Annotated in this window: 17 protein-coding genes; 9 read left to right on the forward strand and 8 right to left on the reverse strand. The window is 68.5% G+C overall.

Features of this window, described 5'->3' with window-relative positions:
- On the reverse strand, positions 1 to 163 hold a 163-nt coding region (locus tag ACE3QP_RS09315; RefSeq protein ID WP_374435624.1), incomplete at its 3' end, for a transposase.
- A 436-nt stretch (positions 164 to 599) separates the two neighbouring features.
- On the opposite strand from ACE3QP_RS09315, the gene ACE3QP_RS09320 reads away from it, so the two are divergent.
- Positions 600 to 1,640, forward strand: coding sequence for a hypothetical protein (locus tag ACE3QP_RS09320; protein WP_374435472.1), 1,041 nt, complete (start codon positions 600 to 602; stop codon positions 1,638 to 1,640).
- Positions 1,641 to 1,646: 6 nt separating this feature from the next.
- Here ACE3QP_RS09320 and ACE3QP_RS09325 read toward each other — a convergent pair whose 3' ends face one another.
- The 3 genes from ACE3QP_RS09325 to ACE3QP_RS09335 form a co-directional block, all read right to left on the reverse strand.
- On the reverse strand, positions 1,647 to 7,019 hold the full coding sequence (locus ACE3QP_RS09325) for a tyrosine-type recombinase/integrase (RefSeq protein WP_374435474.1): 5,373 nt from the start codon (positions 7,017 to 7,019) through the stop codon (positions 1,647 to 1,649).
- A 504-nt stretch (positions 7,020 to 7,523) separates the two neighbouring features.
- Complete coding sequence (locus ACE3QP_RS09330; protein ID WP_374435476.1) at positions 7,524 to 8,036, reverse strand: GNAT family N-acetyltransferase; 513 nt, start codon at positions 8,034 to 8,036, stop codon at positions 7,524 to 7,526.
- Positions 8,033 to 9,160, reverse strand: a complete 1,128-nt coding sequence (locus ACE3QP_RS09335) for a 3-deoxy-7-phosphoheptulonate synthase (RefSeq protein ID WP_374435478.1) — start codon at positions 9,158 to 9,160, stop codon at positions 8,033 to 8,035. Before ACE3QP_RS09335 ends, ACE3QP_RS09330 begins: the two co-directional genes overlap by 4 nt.
- A 50-nt stretch (positions 9,161 to 9,210) precedes the next feature.
- Between ACE3QP_RS09335 and ACE3QP_RS09340 the strand changes: the two genes are divergently transcribed.
- From ACE3QP_RS09340 to ACE3QP_RS09365, 6 genes are all read left to right on the forward strand, one after another.
- Complete coding sequence (locus ACE3QP_RS09340) at positions 9,211 to 10,248, forward strand: quinone-dependent dihydroorotate dehydrogenase (RefSeq protein WP_374435480.1); 1,038 nt, start codon at positions 9,211 to 9,213, stop codon at positions 10,246 to 10,248.
- Positions 10,249 to 10,310: 62 nt separating this feature from the next.
- Positions 10,311 to 12,116, forward strand: a complete 1,806-nt coding sequence (locus ACE3QP_RS09345; RefSeq protein WP_374435482.1) for a cyclic nucleotide-binding and patatin-like phospholipase domain-containing protein — start codon at positions 10,311 to 10,313, stop codon at positions 12,114 to 12,116.
- On the forward strand, positions 12,113 to 15,973 hold the full coding sequence (locus tag ACE3QP_RS09350; RefSeq protein ID WP_374435484.1) for an amino acid adenylation domain-containing protein: 3,861 nt from the start codon (positions 12,113 to 12,115) through the stop codon (positions 15,971 to 15,973). The genes ACE3QP_RS09345 and ACE3QP_RS09350 overlap by 4 nt, the downstream gene beginning before the upstream one ends.
- A complete protein-coding gene (locus ACE3QP_RS09355) occupies positions 15,970 to 16,644 on the forward strand; it encodes a TVP38/TMEM64 family protein (RefSeq protein WP_374435487.1) in 675 nt (224 codons plus the stop codon). The genes ACE3QP_RS09350 and ACE3QP_RS09355 overlap by 4 nt, the downstream gene beginning before the upstream one ends.
- Positions 16,626 to 17,267 (forward strand): histidine phosphatase family protein, encoded by a 642-nt coding sequence (locus ACE3QP_RS09360; RefSeq protein WP_374435489.1) that lies wholly within the window; start codon positions 16,626 to 16,628, stop codon positions 17,265 to 17,267. Before ACE3QP_RS09355 ends, ACE3QP_RS09360 begins: the two co-directional genes overlap by 19 nt.
- Positions 17,268 to 18,251: a quinone oxidoreductase gene (locus ACE3QP_RS09365; RefSeq protein ID WP_374435491.1), complete on the forward strand. Its 984-nt coding sequence runs from the start codon at positions 17,268 to 17,270 to the stop codon at positions 18,249 to 18,251.
- 50 nt (positions 18,252 to 18,301) lie between these two features.
- Here ACE3QP_RS09365 and ACE3QP_RS09370 read toward each other — a convergent pair whose 3' ends face one another.
- Positions 18,302 to 19,054, reverse strand: a complete 753-nt coding sequence (locus ACE3QP_RS09370; protein WP_374435493.1) for a hypothetical protein — start codon at positions 19,052 to 19,054, stop codon at positions 18,302 to 18,304.
- Between the two features lie 92 nt (positions 19,055 to 19,146).
- Here ACE3QP_RS09370 and ACE3QP_RS09375 point away from each other — a divergent pair, with 92 nt between their 5' ends.
- Together ACE3QP_RS09375 and ACE3QP_RS09380 are read left to right on the forward strand one after the other, a co-directional pair.
- Positions 19,147 to 19,932, forward strand: coding sequence for a substrate-binding periplasmic protein (locus ACE3QP_RS09375; protein ID WP_374435494.1), 786 nt, complete (start codon positions 19,147 to 19,149; stop codon positions 19,930 to 19,932).
- Positions 19,933 to 20,047: 115 nt separating this feature from the next.
- Positions 20,048 to 21,250 (forward strand): Yip1 family protein, encoded by a 1,203-nt coding sequence (locus tag ACE3QP_RS09380; RefSeq protein WP_374435496.1) that lies wholly within the window; start codon positions 20,048 to 20,050, stop codon positions 21,248 to 21,250.
- Positions 21,251 to 21,259: 9 nt separating this feature from the next.
- Here ACE3QP_RS09380 and ACE3QP_RS09385 read toward each other — a convergent pair whose 3' ends face one another.
- Genes ACE3QP_RS09385 through ACE3QP_RS09395 form a run of 3 tightly spaced genes read right to left on the reverse strand, consistent with a single transcriptional unit; the run spans position 21,260 to position 25,040 of the window.
- Positions 21,260 to 22,516 (reverse strand): FAD-dependent oxidoreductase, encoded by a 1,257-nt coding sequence (locus ACE3QP_RS09385; protein WP_374435497.1) that lies wholly within the window; start codon positions 22,514 to 22,516, stop codon positions 21,260 to 21,262.
- 5 nt (positions 22,517 to 22,521) lie between these two features.
- A complete protein-coding gene (locus ACE3QP_RS09390) occupies positions 22,522 to 22,986 on the reverse strand; it encodes a VOC family protein (protein WP_374435499.1) in 465 nt (154 codons plus the stop codon).
- Positions 22,983 to 25,040, reverse strand: a complete 2,058-nt coding sequence (locus ACE3QP_RS09395; RefSeq protein WP_374435501.1) for an acetyl-CoA carboxylase biotin carboxylase subunit — start codon at positions 25,038 to 25,040, stop codon at positions 22,983 to 22,985. The genes ACE3QP_RS09390 and ACE3QP_RS09395 overlap by 4 nt, the downstream gene beginning before the upstream one ends.

The following is a 25,040-nucleotide window of genomic DNA, read 5'->3' on the forward strand; positions in this document are numbered from 1 at the left end:
GCCGCTTGACGTCAGCGGCTTCCATGGTGCCGAAGTGCTTGCGCCAGGCATAGATCGTGGGCTCGCTGACTTTGTGCTTTTTGGCGGCCTCGGCCACGCCGGTGCGCTCGGCTTCGCGCAGGATCGTGACCATCTGCTCTTCGGTGAATCGACTCTTCCTCATGGGCTCCTCGGACAGTGGGAGCCATCTTTCCAGGAACTATTGGTACGAAGAAGTCGAGCAGGTCACCGCGGCGAGCCGGATCGGAGCTCCCCTTCGTAAGTTCAGGATTGCGAGCGCGGCGAGCAGGCGGTCCCTGGCTGTGGTGTTCCTCTCGACGGACACCATGTCTCTCTCTTATTGGCCTGCGTCGCTTGATGACGGATGCAAAAACATCAATCTGGTGAAGGGAGATGCGCCTGCTTCGTTGTCCTTTGACACTAGCGGCTGGCAGCGCGTTGATCTCCTGAGCAGCCCAGGCGCGCTGTGAAGCGCCCCGGGTTCACTCGACGGATCCGGTCAGACGGAATGCGTGCGCAGTTCATGCGACATGAATCGGCTCACGAGAGTCTGCAAAAGCCTGCAATCTCTCGCATCAGTTCAGCTTTCAGGCGCCCACATGATCAACGACATGGAGGATTTCATGTCGACGAGCATTCCCAACCAGCAGCCAACTCAATACCGACTCGATGGTGATGCGCCCTGGCCACCGAGCACTGGCAACGCTGTGGTGCTGTTTCAGGCGCTCATTTCCCCTTCGGTCGGCGCGAGGGAGGTCATCGAAGCCGATGGGGTTGCTTGGGCCGACAGGGAACTCAGCGCCCGAACGCTTCAAGTGCTGCGGCGCGTCCGCCCTCAGATGAGGCGATTCATCAGGCGGGCTTCTGGCGTGAAGAAGAACTCCCTGCAGGCGGTCATAGCAACGCGCCCAAGGGGTTGCTCCCTGGCGTTCATCCTCCGAGACGCGAGTTTGGTCTCTGAGGAGAAACTGAAGTTAGCGCAATCGTGCGGCGCACAACTGGGTGAAAACCTTCTGCGCCAACTTGAACTGCGCGCTGGTGCGGCTGAGCTGCCAGCGGCAGAACCGGAAGGAGCGCTAAGTGAAGCCAAAAAAAGGGAGCAGGAAGAACGCGCCGTCGTCATCACATCCTTGATCGACGCGGTTGCAGCCGCCGGTGCGCGGGCTGTCGGCGGCCACCTCAGCGTTGGCGTCGTTCGGCAAGATTGCGAATCGCCCGCGCTATGGCCTGTCCAGCCCCAACAGTCTGTCGAAAACCCGGTGGCGAGCGAGGCGAGATGGCATCTCACTGCGGTGTTGTTGGATAGGGAGCGCAAGTCGGTGATGCGAGTGCGGGACTTCAAGAGCGGACGTGTACTGTTCGTTTCGTTTGCCGGTACACCTGCGATGCAGCTTGACCTGCGCCTACTGGCCGAGGGCGGCCCGGTGGTGCTGGAGGTCGCCGGAGACGAGTCCGGTGGCATTCATGCGCCCCTGCAACTGATCACTTTTCATGGGCTGGACGCCGGCAGCTGGACCGCCGAAGCTAATTTCCTTCAGCACCTTCTTCATCGCCTAGAAAAGCACTGGAACCAGCTCGCCGAAGTCAACCTGCTGCCGCCTTTGGAGTCCGCGATCAAGGGGACTAAAGAAGATCGCTGAACCTTCTCAAAAACCCAGCCGCTCTCGCGCCAGGGCGGCACAGACGGTCACCATGCCAAGCACGGCCATGTCTGTTGCCGATCCGACGGCAGCTTTTCCGTCGCGGCGCACTCGAATCGCCAATCGCCTGGTAGCACGTCCGCGCATGTGCCAGTCGCTCTGCTCCAGCGGCAGCCTTGCGTGCAGGCAGACCGGCAAGCCCAAATTCCTCGCCTCACAGAGCAGGTGCGCCAGGCTTGAGTTGGGGTGCTTGTAAATGCGACGCGCCCGCGCTTTGGCTTGCTCTCTGTCGGCAGCGAGTGGACCCTTGGGTACGACCCGCTCAGCCGAGACAGTGTCAGCCGGCAGCAGCACCTCAACTTGACCTGCACCGGCCCAGTCTCTGAGCAATTGGGTGATCTTCACTGCGTCCTGCAAGTCTCTGACGACCAGCATCCGAGCCCCCAGATGAAGGTGCTCTGCCATTGCCTGTTGCAGGGCGGCCAACCGATCTGCAGGCCAAGACTCGAGCGCCTTGAGCGCACTCCAGTTTGCTTCCCCGCCGACCAATGCCTGCTCCAGCGGCGGGTCCACCCAGAGCCCCCCGGCGCGCGCTCGACGCTCTCCAACAAGCGTGTCGGTCCACTGGCGTGTCGACTCAATGATGGCCTCGACCCAGGCCTCCTCTTCCATCAAAACGTCGGCAGCGCCGCGCGCCAGCGGGTCATGCATTCGAACGGCAAACTGGAGCACACGCAGCACGGAGGCCAGCCGGTCTGCATCTGGGATCAGCCTCAGAGGCGCCAGTTCGTTCGGACGCTCGACGCGTTGCCCGCCGATGTTCCATTCGGGAGCAATGGACCGGATCAGCACGTCATTCGAAACCTCTCCCCGGGCCGCCAGGCGCTGCCGCTGCTTCTGCAACGACTTGACGATCCTGTTGCCGCACCAAGCAAGCAAGAGGTCATCAGTCGCGCTCCAGTACTCCCAACGGTGCCGTCTGCACCACTCCTGCAGCCAGTGGTGTCCTGCATGCGCGTACACGTTGAGGGTGGTGGCGGGCGAAGCGTGCCCCAGCAAGGCGGCAATACCCCAGACAAGCCGGCGGGACGGGTCCCGCTCGTTTACCAACTCCAGCGAGAGCCGTTGAAGTGAACCACCCCAAGCCCGCAGCGACTGCCCGCAGGTCTGGCTGTTCGCCCGCTCCAGCACCTGGTCAAGCTGAACGCTCCCCGCTGAGTCGAATGACACAACTTGGGCCAGCATCCGAGTCGCCCAACTGTGCCGAAGGTGGTGGACCCGGACCTGGGGATCAGCTGTCGCGCAGCGCAGTGCCTCGGCCACGCGGCGGGTGATCGACTGGCGAGGCACGAAGGTGCGCGCGTTGGGGCCCGATGCGGCCTGGGCAAACAGTGGCGGCCGTACGGCTTGACTGGCACCGCCCACAACGTGGCGATCCCAGTGGCGCAGGATCTCCTGCTCTTGCTCATCGATCCGTTCAAGGCATGGCACCACCCGACGCGCGGCACTGGTCTTGAGCCGGCGGTAGCCATTGCCGCGTACCCGAACGCACCAAGTGCCAAGGAACTCGCTGAAGTGGAGGTCGCCGTTCTGCAAGCCCAGCGCCTCTCCGACGCGCAACCCGAATCGGTACAGGATCACCAGCACGGCGGCTTGCATGATGCGCCGCCGCTTGTCCACCCAGCGGTCGTTCAAGAGCAGCCCGAGCGCAGTCCTGTACTCGTCGGGTTCAATCAGGTTGGCGTTGATGTACTTGTGATCGACGCCGGCCAGCGCTCGGAACTCCGACCAGTCAATTTCTGCCACACCTTCGCTATGCATCAGCCAGCGATGGAAACTTCGCGCCGGCGCATACAGGTGTGTTTTGTCATCGAGGACTGCCTCCTCCACGGTGGTGCTGTACAGCTCTTCCAACTCGGTCGACAACATCAGGCGCGGGTCGAGGTCTGAGGCTTCCTCAATCATGCGCAGCCCCCAAGAGAACCAGTAGTTCCGGATCGTTTTGGGTGAGTAGCGCTGATTGACCTTGAACTCGACACTCGCCAGGTATCGAATCCATTCGAAAGTCAGGCGACAGATGGCGGGCAGCTCGGGCTTGGCAATAAGGCCCTCGGCTATCGCATCGAGCTGCGCCAAGCAGCGCTCAAGTGGACTCTTTGCGCGAGACCCCGTGGCAGCAGGCTGACCGGCCTGGGCGTCGTCCGTATCGCGGGACTCGCCACTCGCGTTGTCCGTCGCGTGCGGCGCATTTCCCTGTCCGGGGCCTGGCTTGGACTTTGACGGAGTGATGCGTGCCAAGGTGGCCATCGCCTTGCGCATGGCAGCTCGGTAGTCCTTCACCAGGTTCAGATCGACTTCAGTGCTGTCGAATGCGCATCGCACGCTGCTTTCGCGCAGTGCCGCCGCTCTTTCCTCCTTCTGCTGGGTGTGCTCCGCGAGGCTGGTCAGCGTTGGGGTTCCCCCGCCCAGGCGTTCGACGTACATCCAAGTGGGCGAAACGCTCTTGTGCGAACCATCTGCTTGGCCCAAAACGAGCCCGGGGCAGTCCACCGCCAGCGCGCTCTGCAGACGACTCAGGAATTTCCAGAATCCGCCGGGGTCCGGAAGCCGCACGGAGCGGCAGATGGCCGCGAGTGAAGCGTCGAGCGTGGCAATCGATACCCCGCCCCAGGCCGAATCGGGGACGCGATCCATCAAGGCGGCCAGGGTTGGCGGGACCGCGTATTGCCGCAAGTTGCCAGAGGGCAGGGTCAGGTGCAACCAGTGCACGCCCTCTGGATCCTGGCTCTTTCTGAAAGCTGCGGGCGCCTTGAGCCATGTCAGCCAGAGCTCTGGATCGATGACCAGGGCGGTCGTGCACAGGCTCAGGAGAAGTGCGTTTGCATCCACTCCTTGTGCGGCCTCGACGCCCCGCTTCCAATCGGCCCGCTGCCCATCCCAGAACCCGTTCAACGCCGCATCAAAACCATCCAGCCAGCGTGCCGCACTGAGGCCATCCATAGGGCAAACATGCGCGTGATCACGCAAGCTCAGCCCCACTGCCGGCAGCTCCAGATCGACCAACTCGTATTGAGCGATCCAGTCGACCAGAAGGGAGCGCATGAGCTCAAACCGGAGCGACGCGGCACCGGATGTGGCATTCGCTGTCGCGCGCCTAACGCGTTCGAAGAGTGCGTTGATGTCGGACTGCGTGAGCTTGCTCGGTGGGCGCCCCTTCAGCTCTTCCTTGGTCCACTCCTCGACTTCCTCGCGAAGTCGCAATTGCTTGGCAGCGCGCTGATCGGCCCGACGCTCATGACCGAAGCGCATGGGGCTCGGCCGCGGAATCAGCGCCGGCATCCGTACCTGTGACAACGGCGGAGCAAGGAAGCTGGGCATGACCATCAGGTCAAGGTCCTGCGCCCAGTCGTCCAGGGCCGCTCGCAACGTTGCATACAGCTGCTCGTCACTCAGTGGCGACCAGGTACTGCGGTTCTGGTGACCGAGCATCGTGTGGCCGAAAAAGCTCTGCAGTGCCCGGTCCTCGACGCCGCGGCCCAGCATCTCGATCGACCCCGCATGACGCCCAACATTGAACGGCCATGGCCAGCGCTCGCCAAGATGCTGCGCCATGGCGCGACGCGTGATGGGGACGATGCCGAAGTTCTCATCTAGAAGAAACCGAAAGGGAGCTGCGCGCCACTCTGGCTTTTCCAGCATGCATCGCAGCCTTTGGGCGGTTTGCGGAGCCTTCGGCATGAGCTCTGCGATCAAACGGCGGACATGCTCGATGTGTGCTTCGACACAAGCGCAGCCGAAGCTGCTCTGCGGAATCAGCCGATGCGCACGGGCTTCCGACTGAAACTTGTCATCGACCAGCAGCAGGCGTCGCTTCGTGTCAAGGAGCTCCAGCGATTCGAAGGGGTCCGAAACGGGACGCAAGCCATGCAAAAGCAACAGAGACAGAACCTCGGCCACCTCTCGCGCGTTGTGCCGCTCATGCAGCGGCAAAGCGGCGTTTGAAGCGACGCCTTGCGCCCACGAACGAAGCGCCCGCAGGTCATTGCGGAGTTCGCCTGCTTTCGGATTGAGCGCCGTGCCGATCCAGGCATCCTGGTTCATTGGTGCCGGGGTCTCGACAGGCCAGCCATGGAGCTGCATGACCTCGTGGTGATGTTTAGCCAGCTGGTCAAGCGGATAAGCCCGGTAATAGGCAGCTGGGCAATGCTGCGCGTCCATTACTGCGCACAGCAAGTAGGCAGGTACATGGTCTGGCGCCCGCCCTTCATGCCCCTGGCTCAACGCGACCGGCAGCCAAGTTTCGACCCTTGAGAGGGTCTGCTGCCCTCCTGAACTTGCCCTCAACTGGGCCAGCAACTCCCTGACAGTGCGCAGAATGTCCTGCACGTCGAGATTCAGTGCGCCGCATAGTTGGCGCTCATCACCGACTGGCAGCACTTCATTGAGCCAACCGACCACGCTGGCCGGCAGGGCCAGGGGTACATGACGCGCTGAGGTTCGGAGCCGACCGCGCAGCGCTTCTGTGGGTTGCCAAGATGATCGTTGGGGCGCCACGTACCGCCAAACGCACCGTTCGCCCAACCAGGTTTGATCCGATTGAGGAAGACGTGACAGCGCAGCGACGTCTTCCGTGAGCGACCCTGTGGACATGGCGAGGGCCAGAAGCCCTGCTTGATTGCGCTGCCCAGCGCTCGGGTCGCGAAGGAGACCTTCCAGGTGGGTGATCAGGGCCCTTGCGTCTTCAGGTGATAAGCGCGAGTTGTCCCAAACGAGCTGTTGGTTCTCCCGGGCAGAGAAAAACCCGGTCCTGGCGCGCCGGGCTTCCCCGCCTTGGCTTGTCTCGAGGTCGCCGGGCTTCTTGGGACGTGCAAGAGGACGGCTTCTTGGAGCCTCAGGGTCCGGCGGGCCGCCGCCCGACAGTTCGGCACCGTCTGTCTCGTCGCCAGTGTCATCTTCATGCTTACCTTCATCGGCATCCTCATCTTCAAAAAAGAAGACCAAGGACGGCTCGGACTCATCGTCCGGCTGAATGTCCGGAGGCATTGGCCGGGCCGGTTGAGGGCGCGGGGACGAAGGACGAGTCGCTTGAACCGCCTGTTCAATCAAAGCGCACAGGCGCTTGAGGTCCGAAAGCCAGGCTCGCTGCGGATTGTTCAGATCTCCGCGGGTTTCATCCAACCGGCCGACATGCTCAGTGATGTGGGCCAGCAGCGGAACCAACTCCGCCTTACCGACCTGCCGATGGATCAGCTTGGCCCAGCCTGCGGCGGTGGCAATCTTTCGTGCGCCGTCTGATACCCGGGCTATCAGGGCAGACTGGTCCAAGTTGAGGGCCATGCCGGCGATGCAAACCGCGCGCAACTCTTGATGCGCGGTCATGGTGACATCCGGCGCTTGGGTTCCGAGCAGGTCTGCCAGCGGGTAGTCCGCCAGCCGGCTCGGTGCCACTGCGATCGCAGGAGGTCCGCGATCAAGAAGAAGAGCCAACTCAAGCCCGAGCCACCGATCCACAAGGCGGAGCGCCTCACGGCTCTCTCGAGCGGCGCGCCACGCGTCGGCCCTGGACGGCATGAGTGCTGCCAGCACTTTGTGTGACTGCGCACCCCCTGCCGGTGGGGCACTGATCTCAGGTGCGACGGTCATCGGGTCGGCGACATCATTTTCTGCGTCCTGAACGAACCAGGCTAACGGTAGGCTTGGCGCCAGCATTGTGTCGCCACCATCAAGGTGGATTCTCGTCAGATAGAGTCATTGATGCCACTTTTCTATTTTTTAATATGCATTAATGCTAGGGATCGGCTATGTTTTCGCAATGCCGATCCTCCTCCTCTCCACCACAAGATCCTGCAAAGGGCCTGGTCATCGACCAGGCCCTTTGTCTTTTCAAGCCGGCTGCCGAACGCAGTAGCGGGCCTCAGCGCCGTAAGCGGCCAGCAGGCTCAGGTGCTCGGGTTCACGCAGCTCCAAAACTTCGTAACCCAGCCGCTGCCAGAACGGCAGCGAGCCCTGCACCGCCACCAGGGCCGACCGGCGCAGACCCCAGAGCTGCGTCGCCTGGCCCCAGGCGTGCTGCACCAGCCGCAGGCCCAGGGCCTGGCCTTGGCAAGTCGGTGACACCGCCAGATCGTGCAGGTAGAGGCAGTCGGGCTGAGCCACCGGCTCGAAGCTTCCGTGCAGAGCTGTGATCTGACCGATGCGGCTCGGGTAGCCCAGCAGGTAGGCCGCCAGTTCGCCGGGTCGCGCCGCATCGTCCACGCACCAGGCGCTCTGCGGGCTTTGCTGCAGGCGCTGGGCGAACACGGCCTCGGGCTCGTTGAAGCCCGCTCCGTAGCAGGCGGCCTGGGTGCGCAGCAGGGCCGGCAGATCGGCCGCCGTGAGCTGCCGGATGGTGCTCAAGCGGCGGCGCGGCGCGCCTTCACGGCTGCAGCGAGTTCGCGCAGCAGGGGTTCGGTCTGGGCCCAACCCAGGCAGGCGTCGGTGATGGAGACGCCGGGCTTGAGGCTGGTCTTGGGCTGGCCTTCCACATGATCCTGGCGGCCGGGCTGCAGATGGCTCTCGATCATCACGCCGCAGATGCGCCGCTCGCCCGCACCGATCTGGCGGGCCACGTCGCGGCCCACCTCGATCTGGCGTTCGTACTGCTTGCTGCTGTTGCCGTGGCTGCAGTCCACCATCACGCTCTGGCGCACCCCGGAAGCGGCCAGCACCTGGCAGGCGGCCTCGATGCTGGCAGCGTCGTAGTTCGGCGTCTTGCCGCCGCGCAGGATCAGGTGGCAGTCGTCGTTGCCACGGGTTTCGAAGATGGCCGCGGCCCCCATCTTGGTCATGCCCATGAAGGCGTGACCGCTCTTGGCGGCCAGCACGGCGTCGGCGGCGATCTTGACGCTGCCATCGGTGCCGTTCTTGAAGCCGACCGGGCAGCTCAGGCCGCTGGCCAGCTGGCGGTGGCTCTGGCTCTCCGTGGTGCGCGCCCCAATCGCCCCCCAGGCGATCAGGTCGGCGATGTACTGCGGCGAGAGCAGGTCCAGGAACTCGGTGCCGGCAGGCAGGCCCAGCGCCGTCACATCCAGCAGCAGACGGCGCGCCAGGCGCAGGCCTTCGTTCATGCGGAAGCTGCCATCCAGCAGCGGGTCATTGATGTAGCCCTTCCAGCCCACGGTGGTGCGGGGCTTTTCGAAGTAGACCCGCATCACCACCACCAGTTCGCCCGCCATCTCGTCGGCGCAGCGCTTGAGCAGGCGGGCGTAATCCAGCGCCTGGTCGTGGTCATGGATGCTGCAGGGGCCGACGATGGCGATCAGGCGATCGTCCTCGCCGCGCAGCACGCGGCCGATGTCGGCGCGGGTGCGCTCCACCAGATTCAGCTCGCCTTCGCGCACCGGCAGTTCGTCCAGCAACAGGGCCGGGCTGATGAGGGGGCGCACGGCGCGGATGCGCGTGTCGTCGGTGCGGGTGGCGTCGACGGTGGCATCAATCGAGCCGGCTTCGAGGTCGCGCACGGGGTTGTCGAGGTTCTTCATGGAGGCTGCAAGAGAGAATCCGGCCGATTGTTGCCCAGGCCTTCCCTCTGATGTCGCTGATCCCCTACGCCCTCGCCCGTCCCGCCCTGTTTGCCCTGGACCCGGAACACGCCCACGAGCTGACGCTGGCCAATCTGGAGCGCTTCCAGCACACGCCGCTGGAATGTGCCTGGGCGCAGACCCGGGTGGATGACCCGGTGACCCTGGCCGGCCTGCGCTTCCCCAACCGCGTGGGCCTGGCCGCCGGCCTGGACAAGAATGGCCGCGCCATAGACGGCCTGGGCGCGATGGGCTTCGGCTTTATCGAGGTAGGCACCGTCACCCCCAAGGGGCAGAGCGGCAACCCCAAGCCGCGCATGTTCCGCCTGCCCGAGCACAACGCCCTGATCAATCGCCTGGGCTTCAACAACGAAGGCCTGGAGTCCTTCCTGGCCAATGTGCAGCGCAGCACGCGCTTTCGGGCGCAGGGCGGCATCCTGGGTCTGAACATCGGCAAGAACGCCGCCACGGCCATCGAAGACGCCGCCAGCGACTACCTCAAGGGCCTGGAGGGCGTGTACCCCCATGCCGATTACGTCACGGTCAACATCTCCAGCCCCAACACCGCCAATCTGCGCAGCCTGCAGAGCGACGAAGCCCTGAAGGCCCTGCTGGACCAGCTGATGGCCCGGCGCGAGGGACTGGCGCGCCGCCTGGGCCGCAAGGTGCCGCTGTTCGTCAAGATCGCCCCCGATCTGGAAGACAGCCAGGTGCAGGTGATCGCCCAGACCCTGAAGGACTGCGGCGTGGATGGCGTCATCGCCACCAACACCACCCTGGCGCGCGATGCGGTGCAGGGCCACCTCCATGCGGCCGAGGCCGGCGGGCTTTCCGGCGCGCCGGTGCTGGCAGCCAGCAACCGCGTCATCGCCCAGCTGCGCGCCGCGCTGGGGGCCGGCTACCCCATCATCGGCGTGGGCGGGGTGCTGAGCGGGGCGGATGCCCAGTCCAAGCGCGCCGCGGGCGCCGACTTGGTGCAGATCTACACCGGGCTGATCTACAAGGGCTCCGCCCTGGTGCGCGAGGCGGCGCTGGCCCTGCGCAACTGAGGGTGCGCCCCGGGGCGCGGCAGGACCAATCTGTGTCACCGTAGCGGCAATCCGCTGCCACGATGAGCCCCACCGCCCCGCTTTCCGATCAAGTGCACTCGGTGCTGCTGGCCAGCAAGCTGTTCGGCGCGCTGGCGCCTGCACATCTGGAGCTGCTGGTGGGCCAGTTGCGGGTCGAGGCCGTGGAGGCCGGCAGCCATGTGTTCCGCGAGGGCGAGGCCTCGGACAGCCTGGTGATCGTGCTGACCGGCCGGCTGCGCGTCACCCGTGTCGATGCGCGCGGCAATCTGCTGCTCTACAACGAGCTCTGCCCCGGGGAAAGCCAGGGTGAGGCCGGGCTGATGCTGGGCCAGCCGCGCCCGGCCAACCTGATCGCGCTGCGCGATTCGCACATCGCCCGGCTGGACCGCGCCGGCTTCGAGGCCCTGCTGCGCGCCGAGCCGATCGCCTTCAACCACCTGTTCTCGCAGGCCCTGTTCCATTACCTGCGCCACATCCAGCAGCTGCAGGAACGCCGCCGCGCGCAATGCGTGGCCGTGGTGCCCTTGCACTTGGGTGACGAGGCCCAGGCGCTGGCGCAGGAGCTGTTGGCGGTGCTGGGCGGCAGCGGCCGCCTGCTTGAACCTGGCGACACCAGCTTCGACCTGCTGCATGCCCAGCAGCGCATCGAGCAGCTGGAAACCGAGGCCGAGGTGCTGCTGATCCGCGCCGAGCCCCAGCCCAGCGCCTGGACACGCTTTGCGCTGCGCCAGGCCGACCAGGTGGTGTTCGTCTCCAGCCCCACCCAAAGCCCGCTGCCCAGCGCCTTCGAGCGCCGGCTGCGCGAAGAACCGGGCTTCGAGTTCAAGCGCCAGCACCTGGTGCTGCTGCATGGGCCCGATACGGTGCGCCCCAGCCCGCCCGCCCCTTGGCGCAAGGAGCGCAGCGCCATCGAGCGCGTGCTGCTGATGCGCCGCGGCCAGCGCGGCGACGCCGAGCGCCTGGCGCGCTTCCTGACCGGCCGCGCCGTCGGGGTGGTGCTGGGCGGCGGCGGCGCGCGCGGCTTTGCGCATCTGGGCGTCATCCAGGCGCTCGGCGAGGCCGGCATCCCGATCGACCTGGTGGGCGGCAACAGCATGGGCGCGCTGATCGGCTCGCAATACGTGCTCGGCCATTCGCTGAGCGAGATCCGCGAGCGCATCGTCGAGTTCGCCGCCGGTGGCGAGCGGCCCACGCTGCCGGTGGTCTCGCTGCTCAGCGGCCGGCGCATGGAGCGCGACCTGAAGCACATGTGCCAGCTGGGCAATGCCGAGGCGCAGGTGGACGCCCTCTGGCTGCCCTTCTTCACCGCCGCCTGCAACCTCAGCCGCGCCTGCACCACGGTGCTGGAGCAGGGCCCGCTGTGGCGCGCCGTGCTGGCCAGCAACAGCCCGGCCGGCCTGCTGCCGCCGGTGCTCTACAACGGCGATCTGCTGGTGGATGGCGCCATCCTCGACAACGTGCCGGTGGAGGCGATGCGCCAGCGCCTGGGCACGCCGCTGGAGCGCCGGCGCGGCAATGGCACGGTGATCGCCATTGACGTGGACGTGCGCGAACCCCTGAGCGTGGCCGAGGATGTCGACCGGCTCTCGCCCTGGGCCAAGCTGCGCGGGCTCAAGTGCAATGGCCAGCCCCTGCCCGGCATCGGCGAGATCCTCTACCGCGCCGGCCATATGGGCGGGTTGACGCAGCGCGGCAAGACCATCGGTCTGTCCGATTTCTACCTGGAGCCGCCGGTCTCGGACTTTTCGCTGATGGCCTACAAGCGCGCCGAAGAAGTGGTGCAGCGCGGCTACGAGTACGCCCGCGCCGAGATCGCCCGCTGGGACCTGAGCCGCATCTTCGAGTGAGCCGCAGCGAACCCCAGACCCTGCCCCTCAGCCAGGCCCAGCAGGAAGTCTGGTTGGACCAGCGCGCCTGGCCGGCCAGCCCGCATCTGTGGGTGGGTGGCACGACCATGCTGCGCGGCCGCATCGAACTGCCGCGCCTGCAGCAGGCGCTGCAGCAGCTGGCGGCCGAACAACTGGCGCTGCGCCTGGTACCGCACCCCAGCCGCGAGGAGCAACTGCTGCTGCCGGTCTTCGAGCCGGTGCTGCGCGAGCTGCCAGCCCCACCCGGTCTGCCGCCCGAAGAGGCCTTGCACCAGGCCTGGATCGCCGCCACCGCGCAGCCCTGCCCGCTGGGCAGCGCCCCGCCCTGGCGGGTGGACCTGATGCGCTTCCCGGCGCACCCGGAGCTGCTCGGCATCCTGCTGCTTTCGCACCACCTGATCATGGATGGCGCGGCCACCGCGCAATTCCTGCGCCGCTGGGGCGAGCTGTACACCGCGCTGGTGCATGAGGAAGCCGCGCCGCCGGCCGATGGCGAGGTCTACCGCGAGCAGATCGAGGGCAGCGCCAGCTACCGCCAGGGGCCGGACTGGGCGGCCGATGCCGCCTTCTGGCGCAGCGAATTGCCCGAAGCCCCGCCGGTGCTGCTGCCGCGCCGCCAGCACGACGCCAGCAGCCCCCTGCCCCCGGCCGCCCTGCTGCACCATGCGCTGCTGCCGCGCAGCCAGTACACGGCTTGGGGGGCGGCGGCGGCACCGGTGGCGCAGACCGAGTTCGCCCTGGTGGCCGCCGCCCTGGCGCTGTACTTCGCGCGGGTACAGGGCCTCAGCGAGGTGGTGATCGGTGTGCCCGCCCTGAACCGCAGCGGCCGCGCGCACCGCGCCGCCATCGGCATGTACGTGGGCGTGCTGCCGCTGCGCATCCCGGTGGACCCGACGCAGAACGGCTTGGAGTTGATGGCCACCGTGGGCCGGCAACTGCGCCGGGCCATGCGCCACACCCGCTACCCCTTGAGCGCGCTGGCGCGCGATCTGCAGCTGATGCGCGCCGGCCGCGACGCCCCCTTCGACCTGCTGCTCAGCTTCGAGCGCCAGGACTACGACCTGCGCTACGGCGCAGCCCTGCTGGTGGCGGCGCGCCAGCGCTTTGCCGGCTTCGCGCGCTACCCGCTCTCGCTCACGGTGTGCGATTTCGGCGCCTCGCGCGACATCGAACTGGTGTTCGAAGGCAGCCGCGCCCACCTGGAACCGCGCGAGCTGGACCTGCTGGCGCGGCGCCTGCGCGGCCTGTTCGAGCGCCTGGCCGCGGAGCCGCAGCGCCCAGTGGGTGAACTGCCGCTGCTGGACGCCGCCGAGCGGCGTGCCCTGATCGAAGGCCCGCACCGCGACCTCGCCAGCCTGGACCCCGCCCCCAGCTTCATCCAGCGCTTTTGTGAGCAGGCCGCCCTGCACCCCCTCAGCCTGGCCCTGGTGTGGGACGGCGGTGCGCGCAGCTATGGCGAACTGGCCGCCCAAGTGCGCAAGCTCGCCGGCAGGCTGGTGCAGCAGGGCGTGCAGCCGGGCGACCGGGTGGCGCTGGCGCTGCCCCGCTCGCCCGAGCTGGTGCTGGCCCTGCTGGCCGTGGCGCGTGCCGGCGCGGCCTTCCTGCCGCTGGACCCGGACTGCCCGGACGCACGCCTGCAGCAGATCCTGGACGACGCGGAGGTGCGCCTGCTGATGGCGCCGCCCGAGCCGCGCTGGAGCGGCTTCGGCCTGCCCATGCTGCAGCTGCCCGCGCAGGGCGACGAAGGCACGCTGCCGCCCTTGCCGCAGGAAGCGCAACTGGCCTACGTGCTCTTCACCAGCGGCAGCAGCGGCTGGCCCAAGGGCGTGGCGGTGAGCCATGGCGCGCTGGCAAGGCGCCTGGCCTGGCTTTCGCGCGTGTGGGACATCACCCCGGCCGACCGCAGCCTGCAGGGCACGCAGCCCGGCTTTGACCCGGCGCTGATCGAGCTGCTGCTGCCGCTGATCCACGGCGGCTCGGTGGCGCTGCCGCCGCCGGGCCGGCAGGCGCCCGAGACCTGGGCCGCCTTCGCCGCCCGCCACGGCTGCACCCTCTCGGCCCTGGTGCCCACCACGCTGCAGCGCCTGCTCGATGGCCTGGAGGCCCTGCCCGAGGCCGAGCGCGCGCGCATCCGGCTGCGCGTGGCCTGTTGCGGTGGTGAGGTGCTGGCGCCCACGCTGGCCGAGCGCTGGCTGCGACTCACGCGCGCCCAGCTCTGGAACGTCTACGGGCCCACCGAGGCCTGCATCTTTGCCAGCGCCTGGGCCTGCCGGCCCGACGACCCCGCCACCGTGCTGCCCATCGGCGCGCCGGTGGACGACACCCGGCTCTACGTGCTGGACGCGCAGCGCCAGCCCCTGCCCTTCGGCGCCGTGGGTGATCTATGGATTGGCGGCCGCACCCTGGCCGATGGCTATCTGCACCGCCCCGAACTGGACGCCGCCGCCTTCGCGTCCGACCCCTTCGTGCCCGGCGGGCGCATGTACCGCAGCGGCGACCGCGCCTGGTGGGACGGCGAGGGCCGGCTGCAGTTCGCCGGTCGCGCGGATCGCCAGGTCAAGCTGCGCGGCTACCGCATCGAGCTGGCCGAGGTTGAGACCGCGCTGCTGAGCCTGCCCGGCGTGCGCGAGGCCTGCGTGCAGCCCGTCGAAGTGGGCGGCCGGCGCGCCCTGCAGGCCTGGCTGAGCCCGGCCGAGCTGGACCTGCACGCCCTGCAGCTGGGCCTGCGCACCGCGCTGCCCGACTACATGCAGCCCACCCACTGGAGCCTGCTGCCCGCCCTGCCCCTGCTGCCCGGCAGCGCCAAGGTGGACCTGAAGGCCCTGCCCCAGGCCGAGGCGCCACGCGCCCACCACCACCGCGCGCCCGCCAGCCCGCTGGAGCAGGCCCTGCTGGAGCTGATGCGCCAGGCCCTGCAGGACCCCGAGCTCGGCCTGGACGACGACTTCTTCGAGTACGGCGGCGATTCGCTCGCCGCGCTGGACCTGCTGTTGGCCATCGAGAAGCGCACCGGCCTGCACCCCACGCTGCAGATGCTGGCCCAGGCCCCCAGCGTCGCCGCCCTGGCGCAGGCGCTGATGCTGGCCGGCGACCCCGCGCTGCGCGCCGCCGCCGCACCCAGCGAGACCCAGCTGGCGCTGGCGCTTTCGCACGCCGATGAGCCCGAGGCCGACACGCTCTACCTGGCCGCCAGCGGTCATGGTGACCTGCTGCGCTTCCAAACCCTGGCCCGGGCCCTGGCGCCCCAGCTGAACGTGCAGATGCTGCAGCCGCCGCGCCAGCTGCCGCTGCACAGCATGGCCGATCTGGCCGAGGCCTATGCCCAGCACATCGCCGCCCAGGCCGGCGGCCGGCCGGTGCGCCTGGCCGGCTTCTCGGTGGGCGGCGTGGCGGCGCTGGAGACCGCGCGGCGGCTGCGCGAGCTGGGCGTGGCCGTGCAGTCGGTGGTGCTGATCGACTCCGTCTTCCCGCGCTGGCTGTTCCGCCAGGGCTGGTTGTGGAAGGCCATGGGCTGGGCCACGCGCCGACTGTGGCTGCAGGAACTGACGATGAACGGCCGCCGCCTGGGCGCCATGTTCAACGACGCTGGTCTGGTGGGCCAGGTGCTGGCCCTGAAGGACTACCGGCTCGCGCCCTACCCCGGCGAGGTGCTGCTGATCCGCACCAGCGGCCTGGCGCGCTGGCAGCGCTGGCTGTTCGGGCCCTGGCAGCGCAGCCTCAGCGGCAGCCTGCGCGTGCAGGAGGTGGAAGGCCTGCACGGCTCGATCTTCGAGCCGGGCCGGGTGGGGGGGCTTGCACAATGCCTGCTCCGCGCCCTGCCCCCGCCCGCTGCTTGAGCCCGTCCCCTTCCCACCACCGCCGTCTTGTTGCCCTCGCCACCCTGCTGATCGCCCTGCTGGCGCTGGCGCTGGCCTGGCAGTTCAGCCCGGCGCGCGCATGGCTCGATCCGCTGCGTCTGGTGGCCCAGGCCCAGGCCCTGGCGGCCGACATGGGACACGGCGTGCTGCTGGCCCTGTTCGTGCTGGCCGGCTGCCTGGCAGTGCCGCTCTCGCTGCTGGTGCTGCTGGCCGTGCTGGCGCTGGGGCCGCTGCCCGGCCTGCTGTTCAGCCTGGCGGGCGGCAGCCTGATCGCCGCACCCAGCTTCGCGCTCGGCCGCTGGCTGGGCCAGCGCGCGGTGGAACAACTGGCCGGCCCGCGCGTGCAGGCGCTCAACGCCCTGGTGGCGCGGCGCGGCCTGCTGGCCGTGGTGGCTGTGCGCCTGGTGCCGGCGGCGCCGTTTGCGGTGGTCAATCTGGTGCTGGGCGCCACGCGGGTGGCCTGGGCGCCCTTCCTGCTCGGCAATGTGCTGGGCATGCTGCCCATGGCAGGCATGACGGCCTGGCTGGCGCCGCAGATCCTGGCGCAGCTCCAGCACCCCAGCGGTGCCGGCTGGGCCTTTGTGGTGGGTGTGCTGGTGTTGGTGGCGGCGGCCACCTGGGGATTGAAGCGATGGGCGAGAAGCCTTTGAGACTGTGCCTGGTGCGCCATGGCGAGACCGACTGGAACCGCGCGCAGCGCTTGCAGGGCTGGACCGATGTGCCCCTGAACGCCGAGGGCCGGGTGCAGGCCCTGGCAGCCGCGCAGGAGCTCGCTGGTGAGCGCTTTGATGCGATCTACAGCTCGCCCCTGCAACGCGCCCGCGCCACTGCCGAAGCGCTGGCGCAGCCCCACGGACACGCCCTGCAGTTGGACGAACGCCTGCGCGAGCGCCATCTGGGTGAGTTGCAGGGCCTGCTGAAGCCGGAGATTGAACAGCGGCATCCCGAGCTCGCGCGGCTGATGCAGCAGCGCCGCCCCAGCTACGCGCCGCCCGGCGGCGAAACCCTGGCGCAGTTCCGCGCTCGCGTCGAGGCCTGGCTGGCCGATCTGGTGCAGGCCCATGGCGGGCAGACCGTGCTGGCCGTCAGCCATGGCGGCGTGCTGGACCTAGTGCACCGCCTGGCCAGCGACGGCGACTTCGACGCCCCGCGCCGCGTCACACTCGGCAATGCGGCGCTGAACTGGTTTGTCTGGCGCCAGCAGCGTTGGTGGGTCGAGGCCATGGGCCTGACGGAGCACCTGGATCAGAGCCTGGACGAAAGGACGGTCTGAATGTCATACGCCTACCAGATCACCGCTCCCGGCGGCCCCGAGGCCCTGCAGCGCGTGGAACGCGGCCTGGGCGCGCCGGGGCCGGGTGAAGTGCGCATCCGCCACCGCGCCATCGGACTGAACTTCATCGACGTCTACCACCGCACCGGCCTCTACCCCTTGCCCCTGCCGCATGCGCTGGGCATGGAGGCGGCCGGCCTCGTCGAGGCGGTGGGCGAAGGGGTCACCCATCTGCAGCCGGGCGACCGCGCGGCCTATGCCAGCAACCCGCCCGGCGCTTATGCCGATGTACGCCTGATGCCGGCCCAGAACGTCTGCCGCCTGCCCGAGGCGATCACCTTCGAGGAGGCCGCCGCCAGCATGCTCAAGGGCCTGACGGTGCAGTACCTGCTGCGCAAGACCCTGCCCGTGCAGGGCCTGCAGGCGGGCGACTTCCTGCTCTGGCATGCCGCCGCCGGGGGCGTAGGCCTGATCGCCTGCCAATGGGCGAAGCACCTGGGCCTGAAGCTGATCGCCACCGCGGGCTCGGACGAGAAATGCCAGCTCGCGCTGGACCACGGCGCCGCGCACGCCATCAACTACCGGCGCGAGGACTTCGTCGCCCGCGTCAAGGTCATCACCGAGGGCCGCGGCGTCAAGGTGGTGTACGACTCGGTCGGCCAGGACACCTTCGAGCGCTCGCTCGACTGCCTGCGCCCCTTCGGTCTGATGGCCTGCTTCGGCAACGCCAGCGGGCCGGTGGCGCCCATTGCGCCCGGCATGCTGGCCGCCAAGGGCTCGCTCTACCTGACGCGCGCCACCCTGTTCACGCACCTGAGCTCGCGCGAATCCACCCAGGCGATGGCGGACGAACTCTTCGAGGTGCTGGCCAACGGCGCGGTGCGCGCGCCGGTGGGCCGGGTGCGGCCGCTGAATGAGGTGGCGGATGCGCATCGAGAGCTGGAGGCACGCGCCACCACCGGTTCGACGGTGTTGATTCCCTGAGCCAAACCGCCGCAGCAAACAGCGGGCCGAAAGCCCAGCCAGGCGCTTGATCAGACCGTGGAGCCCGGTGTTCCAAGGCTGCGACGCAGACGCTGCAGCTGTTCGCCCACCTCGGCGAAATCGCCGCTCAGTGCCTTGAGCTCGGGGCTGTCCGTGCGTTCACCTGCGGCCAGCGTGGCCACGGCATCGGCCACCACGCGCAGGGGCTGCAGCACGCGCTGGCGCAGCTGCTGCAGCGCGTAGGCGCACAGCAGCAGGCCCAGCAGGCTCAGCCCCAGGCCCAGGGCCTTGGCCGTGGCGCCCAGTTGCCGGCCCTGCTGCAGCTCCTGCTCGGCCACCTGCACCTGCAGATGCATCAGTGCCGCCAGGGTCTGGTTCAGAGGCTGCAGGGCGCGCGCATAGCGCTCGGCGGCGGCGGGCGCGGCGTCCAGCAGGCGCTGCAGCTCGGTCAGGCGGCGCTGGGCGTCGCGCATCAGCTCGGTTTCCTCGGGCGTCAGCCAGGTGGCCTGGTAGGCCGCCCAGGGACGCTGCAGGCGCTCGAAGGCCTGCGCCACCGCCGCGGCGCGCCCTTCCGAGGGGCGCTCCGGGTCGATCACGCGCGGCAGCTCCACATTCAGCACCTGGCTGACGGCATGCAGGTCACTGAGCGGCCGCACGCGGTCCGCCACCAGGGTCTGCAGGCTGTTGCCGAGCCGGTGCGTACTGAACACCAGCGTCGCGCAACTCAGCACCAGTGCGCCGGCCAGCAGCAGCAGGACCCTGCACAGCGTGCGCTGCACGGAGCGATCCAGATCGCGTTGCATCACCACCATCTTTTGGCCTCCCTGCCCGCGCGGAAGGCGCCGGCGCGTGCAAAGGTAGCAGAGCCGGCGCCGCCAGCGGCTACGCTCTGCCCATGCCCACGCGTTGCGCCCCCCTCGTGCTGCTGGCCCTGGCCGCTCCGGCCGCGGCGCTCGATCTGCAGGAAGTGCTGGCCTGCGACGACGGCGCCGAATGGCCGCCCTTCACGCATTACCTGCGCGATGCCCAAGGCAAACCCAGCAGCGAGCTGGGCGGCTTCTCGGTGGAGGTGCTGCAGCAGATCCTCGGCCAGGCCGGCATCCGGCTGCGCCTGGAGCTGTTGCCCTGGGCACGCTGCCAGCGCGAGGTGGAGAGCGGCCGCTATCTGATGGCGCTGAACGCCAGCTACAGCCAGGAACGCGACGCCCGCTTCTGGCTCACGCAGCCCTACTACCGCACCACGCACAGCTACTTCTTTTCCCGCCGGCACTTCCCGCAGGGCCTGCCGATCGCGCATCTGGCCGATCTGGCGAACCAGCGGGTGTGCGGCGTGCGCGGCTACAACTACGAGGCCTACAAGGTGCCGGCCGAGAAGATCGACTTCGGCGCGCGCGACTTCGCCGCCGTGGTGGCCAAGCTGCACCTGGGCCGCTGCACCATCGGGCTGGAAAAGCTGGAGATCGTGGCCGGCTACCGCATCACCGGCAAGGACCTGCTGGCCGACCCCGAGCTGGGCCATGCGCAGGTGCCCGAGCTGCCGCCGGGCGAGTTCCACATGATGGTTTCGCGCCAGCACCCGCAGGGCGAGGCGCTGCGCGACCTGCTCAACCGCGGCCTGAGCACCCTGCGTTCAAGCGGGCAGTTGCAGGCGCTGCAACGCCGCCACCTGCCAGGCGGGTGATGATCCGCGGCCCGGGGCGGCGCGGAACATGCGTTCCGGCAGGCCCGCCCCCAGCACCCAGAATGCGCGGTTTCGCGCGTCGCACCCCCTCCAACCCCGCCCACTGGAAACCCGCATGAACCTCATCCAACGCGTCCAGGATCTGCTGCTCAAGCCCAAGGACACTTGGCCCGCCATTGCCGCCGAGCCCGCCAGCGTGGCTTCGATCTACAAGAACTGGGTGCTGATCCTGGCGGCCATTCCGGCGCTGGCCAGCTTCATCGGCCTTTCGGTGCTGGGCGTAGGGGCGCTGGGCTTCAGCTACCGCGTGCCGCTGCTCACCGGCCTGCTGCAGGGCGTCATCGGCTATGGCCTGAGCCTGGCCATGGTGTACCTGGTGGCCCTGCTGGTGGATGCGCTGGCGCCCACCTTCGGCGGCACGCGCAATTTCCTGGCCGCGCTGAAGCTCGTGGCCTATGGCTGCACCGCCGCCTTCCTGGGCGGCATCTTCAGCTTGCTGCCTTCGCTGTCCGTCCTGGGCCTGCTGGCGGCGCTGTACTCGATCTACCTCTTCTACACCGGCCTGCCGGTGCTGATGCGCAACCCGGCCGAGAAGTCGATCGCCTACACCGCCGTGGTGGCCATTGCCAGCCTGGTGGCCGGCATCGTGCTGGGCGCCATCAGCGCCGCCGTGCTGCCCTCGCCGCACTGGGGTGGCCGCGGCGTCACGTTGAAGACGCCCGAAGGTTCGGTCAGCGTGGACACGGCCAAGCTGGAGGAAATGGCCGAGAAGATGGAAAAGGCCGGCAAGCAGATGGAAGCGGCCGAGAAGGTCGGTGACGCCGACGCCGCGGCCAAGGCCCTGGGCGCCATGATGGGCGCGGCCGGCGGCGGCAAGCCGGTGGATCCGGCCAGCCTCAAGGCCCTGCTGCCCGAAAGCCTGAACAGCCTGCCGCGCGTGGCCGTGGAAGCGCAGAGCGGTGCGGCGGTGGGCATCGGCATGGCCAGCGCCGAAGCCACCTATCGGGCCGAGGATCGCGAGATCGAGCTGCGCATCGTCGACTCCGGCGGGATGGCCGGCCTGGCCGCAGTGGCCGGTTGGGCCCAGATGACGGTGGACCGCGAGACCGAGACCGAGATCGAGAAGGTCTTCAAGCGCGGCAAGCACACCGTGCGCGAGCAGTTCCACAAGGACGGTTCGAGCGGCGAAATCAGCATGGTGCTGGCCAACGGCATCGTCGTCGAGGCCCAGGGTCGCCACGTGGATGCCGCCGCCCTGCGCAAGGCCTTCGATGCGGTGAACCTCGGCCAGCTCGAAAGCCTGCAGCGCCCTCAGTAATTCGGCAAATCAGCCGGCCCAGGGGTTGGCGCCCAGCTCCAGGCGGCCGAACAGCCAGCCGGTCTTCAGCCCCGCCAGCGTGGCCACGTTCTGGCCATGCACCCAGCCCAGGCGCCCGAGCGGGCCGAACAGGCGGTCGCGCAGCCAGGGCAGCACCGGCTCGGCCGACTGGAACAGCGGCGTGAGCGCGCGGCTGGCCTGGCTGTAGTAGGTCCAGTGCGCGCGGCGCCGCCGCGCATAGTGCGCGAAGCGTTGCGCCCAGTCCTGGCGTGGCTGCTCGCGCCACTGCTGGCACAGCACCAGCGCATCCACCAGCGCCAGGTTGGCGCCCTGCCCCAGCTGCGGGCTCATGCCGTGGGCGCAGTCCCCCAAGGCCAGCACGCAGCCATGGTGCGGCCGCTCCAGGCGGACATGGGCATAGCGCGCCGGGCGCAGCTGACGCGGGTCCTTCAGGCCCTTGAGCAGGGGTTCGCATTCGGGCAGCAGCTCCACCAGCGGCCGCTTCCAGGCGGCCAGGTCCAGCGTGGCCATGTCCTGCGGCAGCTCGCTCAGCGGCAGGCTCCAGAAGAGATTGACGGCCGGCCAGACGTCGGCCAAGCCCTGGGTTGACTGCCAGGCCCGGCCCACCGGCATCAGGCCGAGCATCTGGCGCGCGGCACGAAAGCGCTGGCGCAGCTCGATGTCGGGGAACTCGGCCGGCAGGGGCAGCAGCGTCCACAGCGCGCCCCAGGAGAAGGGTTCGACGCGCTGGCGCACCGGCAGCAGGCGGCGCAGCGGCGAGAAGCTGCCGTCGGCCAGGATCAGCGCGTCAAAGCGGCCCAGGCTGGCGCCGCCCTCGCCCTTGAGCTCGACGCCGCGGGCGTCCTGCTTGAAGGCGCGCACCGTCACGCCGGTCTGCCAGTCCACCCCGCGTTCACGCAGGCGCTGCCACAGCAGGCCCATCAGCACGCCGCGCTGCAGGCCCAGGCCGAAGGCCTCGGGGTGGAAGCGGTGGTAGCTCATGTCCAGCACCACCTCGCCATCGGCGGTGTCGCCCAGCAGGCCATCCAGGCGCGCGCCATGCTCCAGCGCGGGCGCCAGCAGGCCCAGGTACTCCAGCACGCGCTGGCCGCTGGGCTGCAGCAGCAGGCCAGCCCCCACGCGCGGATCCTGCGGGCTCGGGTCCGGCAGGGTCTCGAACAGCGTGACCTGCACGCCCAGCTGGGCTAGGCCGATGGCGGTGGCGCTGCCAGCCACGCCGGCGCCCACGATGGCGACGCGGCTCATGGCAATCAGCCCAGGGCGGCAATCACCTCGGGCGGCGCCTGCACCAGCTCGATCAGCACGCCTTCACCGCTGACAGGGAACTGCTCATTGCCCTTGGGGTGCACGAAGCAGATGTCATGCCCCGCCGCGCCCTTGCGGATGCCGCCCGGCGCAAAGCGCAGGCCCTGCGCCTCCAGCCACTGCACGGCCACGGGCAGGTCGTCCACCCACAGGCCGATGTGATTCAGCGGCGTGGCGTGCACGGCGGGCTTCTTCTCGGGGTCCAGCGGCTGCATCAGGTCCACCTCCACGGCATGGGCACCCTGGCCCAGGGTGCAGATGTCCTCGTCGACGTTCTCGCGTTCGCTGCGGAAGGTGCCGGTGACCGGCACGCCGAGCAGGTCGACCCAGAGTTGCTTGAGCCGACCCTTGTCCAGACCGCCGATGGCGATCTGCTGCAGGCCGAGGATCTTGAAGGGGCGCGTGCTCATGCGGTTTTCTCGAAGCGCAGGATGGGTTGATCGACGCTCAGGCTCTCCCCGGGCTTGGCCAGCACCTCGGCGATGGTGACGTCCTGGGCGGCGAAGAGGATGTTCTCCATCTTCATGGCCTCGATAACCGCGAGGCGCTCCCCCGCCTGCACCTTCTGGCCCACGCCCGCACCCAGCTGCACCAGCAGGCCGGGCATGGGCGAGAGCAGGAAAGCCGAGGTGTCCGGCGGCGCCTTGTAGGGCATCAGAGCCTGCAGCTCGGCGTGGCGCTCGCGCAGTACGGTGATCTCGACCTGGCGGCCGTCGTGCTGGATGCGGTAGGCCAGCGGGTTCTTGGCGGTGCCGCGCTCCACCTGGGCGGTGAAGGGCTGGCCGTTGCAGCTGCCGGTCAGGCGCACGTCGATCAGGCGCGAGTGGCACTCGATGTCGTAGACCCGGCCGTCCACCTCGCAGCGCGCGCAGCCCGGGCGGCCGGCGATCTCGGTGACGCGCACCTTCTGGCGCAGTTGGTTGCCCTCGCCCAGGTGGGTGATGGCGACGACCTTGTTGTCCAGCCCCACCTCATGGCCGAGCATCTGGCCGCTGATGCCCACTGCACGCTCGCGCGTCTTGCGGCGCACGAAGGCGGCCAGCGCGACGAGGAAGTCGGCATCGTCGTGCTGCACCGAATCGGCCGTGAAGCCCTTGGGCCAGTGGCGGGCGATGAAGCCGGTATCGAAGTTGCCGCTGCGGAAGTCCGGGTGCGCCAGCAGCGCGGCCTGGAAGGGGATGTTGCTGGCGATGCCGCGGATGACGAAGCCATTCAGCGCCTCGCGCATGCGCTCGATGGCGTCGTTGCGGTCGGTGCCGTGCACGATGAGCTTGGCGATCATCGAGTCGTAGTGCATCGGGATCTCGCCACCCTCGAACACGCCGGTGTCCACGCGCACGCCGAAGTCCAGCGTCGGTTCGCCCTGCGTCAGGTCGGCGGCCGGCGGCTGGTAGCGCACCAGGCGGCCGGTGCTGGGCAGGAAGTTGCGGAACGGATCCTCGGCATTGATGCGGCACTCCATCGCCCAGCCGTCGCGCTTCAGTTCCTCCTGCTTGAGCGTCAGCGACTCGCCGGCGGCGATGCGCAGCATCCACTCCACCAGGTCCAGACCGGTGATGCACTCAGTGACCGGGTGCTCCACCTGCAGGCGGGTGTTCATCTCCAGGAAATAGAAGCCCTGGTCCTTGCCGACCACGAACTCCACCGTGCCGGCGCTCTGGTAGCCCACCGCCTTGGCCAGGGCCACAGCCTGCTCGCCCATGGCCTTGCGGGTGGCCTCGCTGATGAAGGGCGACGGCGCTTCTTCAATGACCTTCTGGTGGCGGCGCTGGATCGAGCACTCGCGCTCCCACAGGTAGAGCGTGTGGCCCTGCGCATCGGCCAGCACCTGGATCTCGATGTGGCGCGGCTGTTCGATGAATTTCTCCATGAACACGCGGTCGTCGCCAAAGCTGTTCTTGGCCTCGTTGCGGCAGCTGACGAAGCCCTCGGCGCATTCCTTGTCGTTCTGGGCTACCCGCAGGCCCTTGCCGCCACCACCGGCGCTGGCCTTGATCATCACGGGGTAGCCAATGCGCTGCGCGATGGCCACCGCCTCCTCGGCCGTGAGGATCGGCTCGTTATGGCCCGGGATGGTGCTGACACCCGCCTGCATGGCCAGGCGCTTGGAGGCGATCTTGTCGCCCATGGCGGCGATGGCGCCGTGCTTGGGGCCAATGAAGACCAGGCCCTCTTCCTCGACGCGGCGGGCGAAGTCTTCGTTCTCGCTGAGGAAGCCATAGCCTGGGTGGATGGCATGGGCGCCCGTCTGCTTGGCGGCAGCAATGATGGCGTCGGCCTGCAGGTAGGAGGCGCGGCTGCGTGCGGGGCCGATGCAGACGGCCTCGTCGGCCAGTTCGACATGGCGAGCGCGGGCGTCGGCTTCGGAATAGACGGCCACCGTCTTGACGCCGAGGCGCTGGGCGGTCTTGATCACCCGGCAAGCGATCTCGCCCCGATTCGCAATCAGGATCTTCTGAAACAT

It is taken from the genome of Inhella sp., assembly GCF_041912635.1.
GTDB lineage: Bacteria > Pseudomonadota > Gammaproteobacteria > Burkholderiales > Burkholderiaceae_C > Inhella.

Bases quoted from the DNA above. Each gene is read 5' to 3' on its own strand.
- ACE3QP_RS09320 (WP_374435472.1), top strand. From the start codon at position 600: ATGATCAACGACATGGAGGATTTCATGTCGACGAGCATTCCCAACCAG.
- ACE3QP_RS09325 (WP_374435474.1), bottom strand. From the start codon at position 7,019: ATGACCGCGCATCAAGAGTTGCGCGCGGTTTGCATCGCCGGCATGGCC.
- ACE3QP_RS09335 (WP_374435478.1), bottom strand. From the start codon at position 9,160: ATGAAGAACCTCGACAACCCCGTGCGCGACCTCGAAGCCGGCTCGATT.
- ACE3QP_RS09340 (WP_374435480.1), top strand. From the start codon at position 9,211: ATGTCGCTGATCCCCTACGCCCTCGCCCGTCCCGCCCTGTTTGCCCTG.
- ACE3QP_RS09345 (WP_374435482.1), top strand. From the start codon at position 10,311: ATGAGCCCCACCGCCCCGCTTTCCGATCAAGTGCACTCGGTGCTGCTG.
- ACE3QP_RS09360 (WP_374435489.1), top strand. From the start codon at position 16,626: ATGGGCGAGAAGCCTTTGAGACTGTGCCTGGTGCGCCATGGCGAGACC.
- ACE3QP_RS09365 (WP_374435491.1), top strand. From the start codon at position 17,268: ATGTCATACGCCTACCAGATCACCGCTCCCGGCGGCCCCGAGGCCCTG.
- ACE3QP_RS09370 (WP_374435493.1), bottom strand. From the start codon at position 19,054: ATGCAACGCGATCTGGATCGCTCCGTGCAGCGCACGCTGTGCAGGGTC.
- ACE3QP_RS09375 (WP_374435494.1), top strand. From the start codon at position 19,147: ATGCCCACGCGTTGCGCCCCCCTCGTGCTGCTGGCCCTGGCCGCTCCG.
- ACE3QP_RS09380 (WP_374435496.1), top strand. From the start codon at position 20,048: ATGAACCTCATCCAACGCGTCCAGGATCTGCTGCTCAAGCCCAAGGAC.
- ACE3QP_RS09385 (WP_374435497.1), bottom strand. From the start codon at position 22,516: ATGAGCCGCGTCGCCATCGTGGGCGCCGGCGTGGCTGGCAGCGCCACC.
- ACE3QP_RS09390 (WP_374435499.1), bottom strand. From the start codon at position 22,986: ATGAGCACGCGCCCCTTCAAGATCCTCGGCCTGCAGCAGATCGCCATC.
- ACE3QP_RS09395 (WP_374435501.1), bottom strand. From the start codon at position 25,040: ATGTTTCAGAAGATCCTGATTGCGAATCGGGGCGAGATCGCTTGCCGG.